Below are 8,472 nucleotides of genomic sequence, written 5' to 3'. Positions count from 1 at the left end.
TCATTCCGCTCGACTTGCATGTATTAGGCACGCCGCCAGCGTTCGTCCTGAGCCAGGATCAAACTCTCCATAATAGGTGAGTCGATTAGCTCGACTTTGTTGCTGGCGTCAAATTAATGACGTTTTAAAATGAACAATTAAGTTCAAGTTTTGCTTCCCACACCGAAGTGTGTTCCGCTTTATTGTTGACGTTTTGCTGTTCAGTTTTCAAGGTTCATTTCGTTGGTCACTCTCGCGACAGCAACTTTTATATCTTAGCAAATTCAGATTGTCATGTCAACAAAAAGTTTTGCTTTTTCTTTTTTGTTTGCCGCTTGTTTTGGCGACTCACTTATAATAACAATTCCACAAGCAAGTGTCAACAGTATTTCAGAGATTTATTCAATTTCTTTCATAGTTTTTCCAGTGGTAATTGCATGAGAAATGATTTTTACTATATACGGTGTTGAATTGCTGTAAATATACAGACTTACATCTATATCTTGAATCATCAATTTCAATTCATTTCAAAGTTTTAATAAGCATTCACTTCCCCCACAAGTCATTACTTATTCCGAAGACCTTTTATTCATTTTTCGAACTATCCAGACTACTTGTGTAAGCGTAGTATGAAAGTTAGAAAGAAGGTTTTAGTATGAAAGAAAAGTTTGCATTTCATCCTGTTGTCTGGACATTACTGATTGGAACTGTTTTTGCAAGAGGTGCCAGTTTTATGGCTCTTCCTTTCCTTGCCTTGTATTTATCGAACACTCATGGAATTCATCCTGTTTGGATTGGACTCACAATTGGCCTGTCTCCTTTAACCGGAACCATAGGGGGATTCATTGGGGGTTACTTTTCAGATCGTTATGGCCGGAAGAAGGTCATGCTATGGACCATACTTGTTTGGGGATTAGTCTATTTCGGATTTTCTCAAGCTTCGCATATTGGCGTGTTTATGGCACTAAATGCTTTAAATGGTCTTTGCCGTTCATTCTTTGAACCATCATCCCAGGCGATGATGGCAGATTTAACTTCGCCACAACAAAGGAAGCGTGTATTCTCATTAAGATATACCGCGATTAACATTGGTGCTTCCCTTGGTCCGCTTCTTGGGGTGTATGTAGCACAATTTTCTTCTTCTTTGCCTTTTTTACTGACGGGTTTGATGTACCTTCTATATGGAGGCACATTGTTCATCATGTTAAATCGTCATTCAATTACACATGTAACGCCTGTTCATCAATTGCCATTGATGGATACGCTGATGGTAACGTGGAAAGATAAAACATTACTCGTATTTATTATTGGCGGCATCTTGATAAATGTTGGCTACTCACAAATTGATTCGAACTTACCTCAGTACATACAACAGTCGTTTTCTGATGGGGTAGCACTTTTTGCTAAGCTCATTGCACTCAATGCAATTCTCGTTATCATTTTGCAAGTTCCTTTAAGTTTGATTACTGAAAAATGGCCGGTTCTCCGTGTCATGATACTAGGGAGTCTTTTCTTTGCTATCGGGTTTGCAAGTTTTGGTTTTGCTACCACAGCAATTGGCATGATGATTGCAATGGCAATTGTCACCATAGGTGAAATTTTCATTTTCCCATCCACCAGTGTCTTTATTGATCAAATTGCACCCGAGAATCGAAAAGGAACTTACTTTGGGGCTGGCCAGTTTCGGTCCATTGGAAATTTCACTGGTCCTGTTCTTGGTGGATGGTTACTTCAGGACTTCGGCGGGGATTTCTTGTTTTCTGTAATCGCAGTCATTATTTTGTGCAGCATTTTCTTTTACTACTTGGGGAATCTGCACATTCTTGAAAAGCAAAAAGCACAACTTCTGCAGGCAGTGGAGCAATGAAAGAAAACTACTGTTGAAGTAGATACGTAATTAAGTCATAGGCTCAGTTAAATGATGATGTTGTTGATAGGAAGGGAATCTGCGACAAACCTTTTGCTCCTGCGGTTACTCGTCGCAAAGAATAGGGCCAAAAGTTTTTGCCTTATTCTTTCCTGCGGAAAAACCTAAAAACTTGTGCTCCTGTTTCTGTTTCTGTTTCTGCATCGCTACGCTAGCTTCGAAACATGGTAGATCGTTGCATCGCTACGCTAGCTTCGAAACATGAAAGTACGTTGCATCGCTGCACTAGCTTCGTCCGCGGAAAGAGAGCCGATTCTCTCTAATTTTCATAAAAAAATCAACTTAAAAAGCTAACAGAGTCAAGTCATAAAAAAAGGACTAAGGCGCATATGCACCTTAGTCCTTCTATTATTCTTCTGATGAATCTGATTCTGTCGGTAAGTCTTCACTTGCTTCAGTTGTTGATTCTTCTCCATCAACTATTGAAGTTGTGCTTTCTTCACCATCTTCATCAAATTCTTCTTCATCTTCAGCTTTCTCTACTTTTGCGACAGTTGCCACAAGTTCATCATCGCCTAAACGAATCAAGCGAACACCTTGCGTGCTGCGGCCAGTGATAGAAATGCTGTTAACATCCATTCGAATTAACATTCCATTAATCGTGATGAGCATCAAATCTTCTGAACCATCAACCGCTTTAACTGCGGATAATGGACCAGTTTTATCGGTGATTTGGCTTGTCTTAATACCAACTCCACCACGAGACTGCAAACGATACTCCTCTTCAGGTGTACGTTTTCCGTAACCATTCTCCGTCACTACCAATACTTCCTGACCTGGCTCCAGGATTTCCATACCAACGACGTGATCGTCTTCACGTAATCGAATTCCTCGAACTCCAGATGCTGTACGTCCCATTGAACGGATATCTGTTTCTTCAAAACGTACGAGCATACCATTACGAGTTCCGATGATGATGTGTTTTTTCCCATCGGTCAATCGCACAGAAATCAACTCATCGTCGTCTCTTAAAGAGATTGAGATAAGACCGTTCGCTCGAATATTGGCAAATCCACTGACTGGCGTACGTTTCGTTACACCCAGACGCGTGGTAAAGATGAAGTACGCATCGTCTTCAAATGATGCCATCTGAATCATTGCGGTAACTTTCTCTTCTTTATCGACACCTAATAAATTGACGATTGGCAATCCTTTAGCTGTACGACCGTACTCAGGAATTTCGTATCCTTTCGCACGATACACCTTACCTGTGTTGGTAAAGAACAGGATGGTATCGTGAGTAGAAGTGTATAGGAGATGTTCGACGAAATCATTTTCATTCGTACCCATTCCTTGTACGCCTCGTCCACCACGTTTTTGGCTACGATACGTATTTACCGGCAGACGTTTAATGTATCCATTATGAGTCAAAGTCAGAACAGAGTTCTCACGTGGAATCAAGTCTTCGTCTTCCATCATTTCAGCGCCACCTGCAGTAATTTCCGTACGTCGTTTATCGCTGAAACGCTCTTTGACTTCATTCAACTCTTCACGAATGATTTGAATAACTTTCAATTCGTCCGCTAAAATCGCTCGAAGTTCTGCAATCAGTTTTTGAAGTTCCTTGTATTCTTCTTCAATTTTATCGCGTTCCAAACCAGTTAAACGTTGAAGACGCATATCAAGAATTGCTTGGGCTTGACGTTCAGACAAGTTGAATTGAGCAATTAATCCTTGTTTTGCTTCTTCTCCCGTCTGTGAACTACGGATCAATGCAATGATTTCATCAATATGATCCAAAGCGATACGAAGACCTTCTAAAATGTGAGCTCGGTCTTCCGCTTTTGTCAGTTCAAACTGTGTACGTCGTTTAATGACGACTTTTTGGTGCTCTAAATAATGATATAAAATCTCTTTCAAGCCAAGTACTTTTGGCTGACCATCGACAAGCGCCAGCATATTCACACCAAAGCTTGATTGAAGAGCTGTTTGTTTATATAAATTGTTTAATAGAACGTTAGCATTGGCGTCTTTACGGACTTCAATGACGATGCGCATTCCGTTACGGTCTGACTCATCGCGAAGATCTGTAATGCCGTCAATTTTCTTATCGCGCACAAGTTCCGCGATTTTTTCGATAAGGCGAGCCTTATTCACTTGGAATGGAAGTTCATGAACTAAAATGACTTCCTTGCCATTCGATTTTTGTTCAATTTCAACTTTACCGCGGATAATGACAGATCCACGCCCAGTTTCATAAGCACGACGAATGCCGCTTCGTCCTAAAATAATACCACCAGTTGGGAAATCAGGACCTGGAATGATTTCCATTAGCTCTTCAGTAGTGATGGCTTCATTTTCAGCAAGTGCCAACACAGCTTCAATGGTTTCACCCAAATGATGTGGCGGAATATTTGTTGCCATACCAACTGCAATCCCTGACGTACCGTTTACCAATAAGTTTGGATAACGACTTGGTAGGACAATCGGTTCTTTTTCTTGACCATCATAATTATCTTTGAAGTCAATTGTGTTTTTGTTGATATCACGCAGTAATTCCATCGCGATTTTCGACATACGGGACTCGGTATAACGCATTGCTGCCGCCGCATCTCCATCAACTGATCCAAAGTTTCCGTGACCATCTACTAACATATAACGATAACTCCAGTGTTGCGCCATTCGAACCATTGTGTCATAAACGGCCGTATCACCATGTGGATGGTACTTACCAATTACGTCTCCAACAATACGAGCAGATTTTTTGTACGGTTTTTCTGCCGTATTCCCCAAATCTTGCATCGCATATAAAATACGGCGATGAACAGGTTTTAAACCGTCCCGAACATCTGGAAGAGCTCGTTGAACAATAACACTCATTGCATAGTCAAGAAATGACGTTTTCATCTCTGTACTGATATTAATTCCTCTAACTCCATCATTTGCTATATTCGTCACGCAGGCGACCTCCCTTCACTTGGGGTATTAAATATCCAAGTTTTTCACATAAATTGCATTTTCTTCGATGAATTGACGGCGAGGTTCTACTTCGTCCCCCATCAAACGTTCAAATGTTTCATCTGCATCAATCGCATCTTCTAAGTTTACTTGCAACAAAGTACGAACGGCTGGATCCATTGTTGTATCCCATAATTGAGTCGCATCCATCTCTCCAAGACCTTTGTAACGTTGAATAACTGGTTTTGGTTGTTTTGGCAAGCGCTCCAGGATTTCTGCTAGTTGCTTATCTGAATAACAATACTCCACATTTTTCCCTTGTTTAATCTGGAACAATGGAGGCTGAGCAATATATACATAACCCGCTTCAATCAACGGACGCATGAAACGGAATAAGAAAGTTAATAATAAAGTTCGGATGTGGGCACCATCTACATCGGCATCCGTCATAATGACGATTTTATGATAACGTGCTTTTTCCAACGCAAATTCGTCACCGATACCCGTTCCAAGAGCTGTAATGATCGCACGGATTTCAGTATTCGATAAAATTTTATCTAAACGTGCTTTTTCCACGTTCAAAATTTTCCCTTTTAACGGTAAAATCGCTTGGAAATGACGATCACGTCCTGATTTTGCTGAACCGCCGGCAGAGTCACCCTCTACTACATACAGTTCACTATCTGCAGGAACACGAGAAGAACAGTCAGCGAGTTTACCAGGTAAACTTGATACTTCCAAAGCGGACTTACGGCGTGTGAATTCACGCGCTTTTTTCGCTGCAACCCGTGCACGTGCAGCCATTAATCCTTTATCAATGACTTTACGGGCAACCGATGGATTCTCCAGCATAAAACGTTCAAACGCTTCCGAAAACAATGAATTCGTAATTGTGCTTACTTCAGAGTTTCCTAATTTCGTTTTCGTTTGTCCTTCAAATTGTGGATCTGGATGTTTGACTGACACAATGGCAGTCAATCCTTCACGCACATCATCACCTGTTAAATTCGTGTCGGCATCTTTGATCATGTTGTTTTTGCGTCCGTAATCATTGATTACGCGCGTTAACGCCATTTTAAAGCCAGATTCGTGCGTACCGCCTTCATACGTATTGATATTGTTCGCGAATGAGAAAATATTAGACGAGTAACCACTGTTATATTGCATAGCGATTTCAATTGAAATGCCGTCTTTTTCACCTTCGATATAAATCGGTTCGTCATGAATCGGCTCTTTTGATTTATTCAAGTGCTCAACGTACGACTTAATACCACCCTCGTAATAGTAAGTGTTCGTGCGCACTTCTTCTTCACGCTCGTCTGAAATGATAATTTTCAAACCGCGGTTCAAGTAAGCTAGCTCACGTAAGCGGTTCGCTAAAATATCATATTCGTAGACTGTTGTTTCGGTAAAAATTTCTGGATCCGCTTTAAAACGGACAGTAGAACCAGTCTTGTCAGTTTCTCCAACAATCGCTAATTCTTTTGTTACTGCACCACGCTCAAATTTGATGTAATGAAGCTTTTCATCACGATGAACATATACTTCCGTTATTTCCGAAAGGGCGTTAACTACTGAGGCACCAACACCATGTAGACCCCCAGAAACTTTGTATCCGCCACCGCCAAATTTACCGCCGGCATGCAATACAGTCATAATGACTTCAACCGCTGGACGTCCCATTTTCTCATGATTGCTGACAGGGATTCCGCGACCGTTATCATCAACTTTAATCCAATTGTCTTTCTCGATTGTGATGGCAATTTCATCACAATGACCAGCCAAGGCTTCGTCAATTGCATTATCTACGATTTCCCATACAAGATGGTGAAGTCCTTTTGAACTCGTCGAACCAATGTACATTCCTGGACGTTTACGTACCGCTTCCAAACCTTCTAATACTTGTATCTGATCAGCATCATAAGATTGCAGTTCTTTTTCTTCCATCGCCATTTAGCTCACCTGCTCTTTCCTACTGTCTTATCGCTATTGTTCTGAAGGGGACTTGCCCCTGGGAATTGAATAAATTTCTTTACGATGTTCTGCGGACTAAGAGGTGATGCATACGTTAAAAAAGGAGTGACGATTAAAGACTTTACACGTGGTATTTCTACCAAGCATCGTGTACGTGGATTTTGCAGCCACGAGTCCCGCTCCGTCTCATCCTTTATCTCGCGAAAATCTAATATCGTGAGGATTTCGCTGTACTTGACGACAATGGTCTTGCCGATAACCACATACAAAACACTCACGCTCCTCCTTCAACATGTCCTTGCTTCACATTAAATATTGCGGCTTGCGTAATCGTTTCATGATCGATGCCATCCACACTTGTTGTGGTAACGAAGGTTTGAACTTCTCCCTGGATGGTATTTAATAAATGAGATTGTCTGTAGTCATCAAGTTCGGATAACACATCATCCAGCAACAATACCGGTGATTCCCCGACTTCTTGTTTGATTAATTCGATCTCTGCAAGTTTAAGCGACAATGCAGTTGTACGTTGTTGTCCTTGAGAACCATAAGTTTGCACGTCATAGCCATTAACGAAAAACTGCAAATCATCCCGGTGAGGACCGGTTAATGTTACACCTCTCGCTAATTCTTGCGCTTTGCCTGCTTGCAATTTTTGCTGCAAAAAATCAGCCATTTGTTCAAATGTCGCATTTTGGTCAAGGCCACTGACAGGGTTATAACGAACTTCTAATTTTTCAAGTCCACGGGAAATCCCGAAATGAATCGGTTCTGCCCATTTTTGAAGAAGCTCCATAAATTGAAATCTTTTACGTATAACACTGACAGCTGCTTGAATATATTGATCAGTATAAACATCAAACATCACATCATTTACAGATGATTTTCCTTGATGCATTTTCAGTAAATGGTTACGCTGTTTTAATAACTTTTGAAACGTTAATAAATCGTGTAAATAAACAGGCGATATTTGCCCAATTTCCATATCCAAAAAACGTCTTCTTACTTGAGGACTGCCTTTTACAAGATGCAAATCTTCTGGTGCAAACATCACCACATTTAGTTGACCGATATAATCACTTAAACGGTTTTGTTCTAAATGATTCACTTTTGCTTTTTTGCCTTTTTTGGATAAAGTCAATTCAAGCGGTAAGCGACCATATTTTTTCTGAACATCACCTTTTATTTTACCATATTCTTCAGCCCAACGTATCAATTCTTTATCATTGGACGTTCGGTGAGATTTTGCCATGGATAACACATAAATCGATTCCATGATGTTGGTTTTTCCCTGTGCATTTTCGCCAATCAAGACATTGATTGTTTTTGAAAAATTTAACGCTAACGATTCATAGTTTCGGTAGTTCGTTAATTCCAGACTTTCTATGTGCATATTATTGCCCGCTCAATGGATCCACAATGCGAAGTTCGCCTACTCCAGGGATGTTTACTAAATCTCCATGACGAAGTTTACGTCCACGTCTTTGATCTACTTCCCCGTTTATCAATACTTCATTTTCCGATAAAAACCATTTTGCCATCCCACCTGAGCTTATTACGTCAGTCATTTTCAGTACTTGCCCGAGTGTTACATATTCCGTTCCAATTTCAAGTTCTTTCAAGTTAATTACATCCTTCGCTTTTTAGTCTATCCCTTCATTTTACTTCATTTTCACCAAGAAGTAAAAAAGGAT

6 protein-coding genes are annotated in these 8,472 nt (G+C 40.6%); 1 reads left to right on the top strand and 5 read right to left on the bottom strand.

What is annotated here, in order from left to right:
- Positions 1 to 634 precede the first annotated feature (634 nt).
- On the top strand, positions 635 to 1,846 hold the full coding sequence (locus HMPREF1210_RS11930) for an MFS transporter (RefSeq protein ID WP_016428948.1): 1,212 nt from the start codon (positions 635 to 637) through the stop codon (positions 1,844 to 1,846).
- Positions 1,847 to 2,254: 408 nt separating this feature from the next.
- Here the strand turns inward: HMPREF1210_RS11930 and gyrA are convergent, their stop codons facing one another.
- From gyrA to yaaA, 5 genes are all read right to left on the bottom strand, one after another.
- The gene (gene gyrA / locus HMPREF1210_RS11925; protein ID WP_051123227.1) at positions 2,255 to 4,753 is read right to left on the bottom strand and encodes a DNA gyrase subunit A; all 2,499 of its coding nucleotides are present in this window, start codon (positions 4,751 to 4,753) and stop codon (positions 2,255 to 2,257) included.
- Positions 4,754 to 4,831: 78 nt separating this feature from the next.
- A complete protein-coding gene (gene gyrB, locus HMPREF1210_RS11920; RefSeq protein WP_016428946.1) occupies positions 4,832 to 6,757 on the bottom strand; it encodes a DNA topoisomerase (ATP-hydrolyzing) subunit B in 1,926 nt (641 codons plus the stop codon).
- Positions 6,758 to 6,762: 5 nt separating this feature from the next.
- A complete protein-coding gene (locus HMPREF1210_RS11915) occupies positions 6,763 to 7,056 on the bottom strand; it encodes a hypothetical protein (protein WP_196930508.1) in 294 nt (97 codons plus the stop codon).
- A complete protein-coding gene (gene recF, locus HMPREF1210_RS11910) occupies positions 7,053 to 8,171 on the bottom strand; it encodes a DNA replication/repair protein RecF (protein WP_016428944.1) in 1,119 nt (372 codons plus the stop codon). The genes HMPREF1210_RS11915 and recF overlap by 4 nt, the downstream gene beginning before the upstream one ends.
- Before the next feature lies 1 nt (position 8,172).
- Positions 8,173 to 8,400 (bottom strand): S4 domain-containing protein YaaA, encoded by a 228-nt coding sequence (gene yaaA / locus HMPREF1210_RS11905; RefSeq protein ID WP_016428943.1) that lies wholly within the window; start codon positions 8,398 to 8,400, stop codon positions 8,173 to 8,175.
- Positions 8,401 to 8,472: the final 72 nt, after the last annotated feature.

The organism is Paenisporosarcina sp. HGH0030 (assembly GCF_000411295.1).
In the GTDB taxonomy this organism is placed as follows: Bacteria; Bacillota; Bacilli; order Bacillales_A; family Planococcaceae; genus Paenisporosarcina.
This window is presented reverse-complemented; position numbering and strand designations above follow the sequence as displayed.

What these genes read in the sequence shown, in the direction of transcription:
- HMPREF1210_RS11930 (WP_016428948.1), top strand. Translation starts at nt 635, where the DNA reads ATGAAAGAAAAGTTTGCATTTCATCCTGTTGTCTGGACATTACTGATT.
- gyrA (WP_051123227.1), bottom strand. Translation starts at nt 4,753, where the DNA reads ATGAAAACGTCATTTCTTGACTATGCAATGAGTGTTATTGTTCAACGA.
- gyrB (WP_016428946.1), bottom strand. Translation starts at nt 6,757, where the DNA reads ATGGCGATGGAAGAAAAAGAACTGCAATCTTATGATGCTGATCAGATA.
- recF (WP_016428944.1), bottom strand. Translation starts at nt 8,171, where the DNA reads ATGCACATAGAAAGTCTGGAATTAACGAACTACCGAAACTATGAATCG.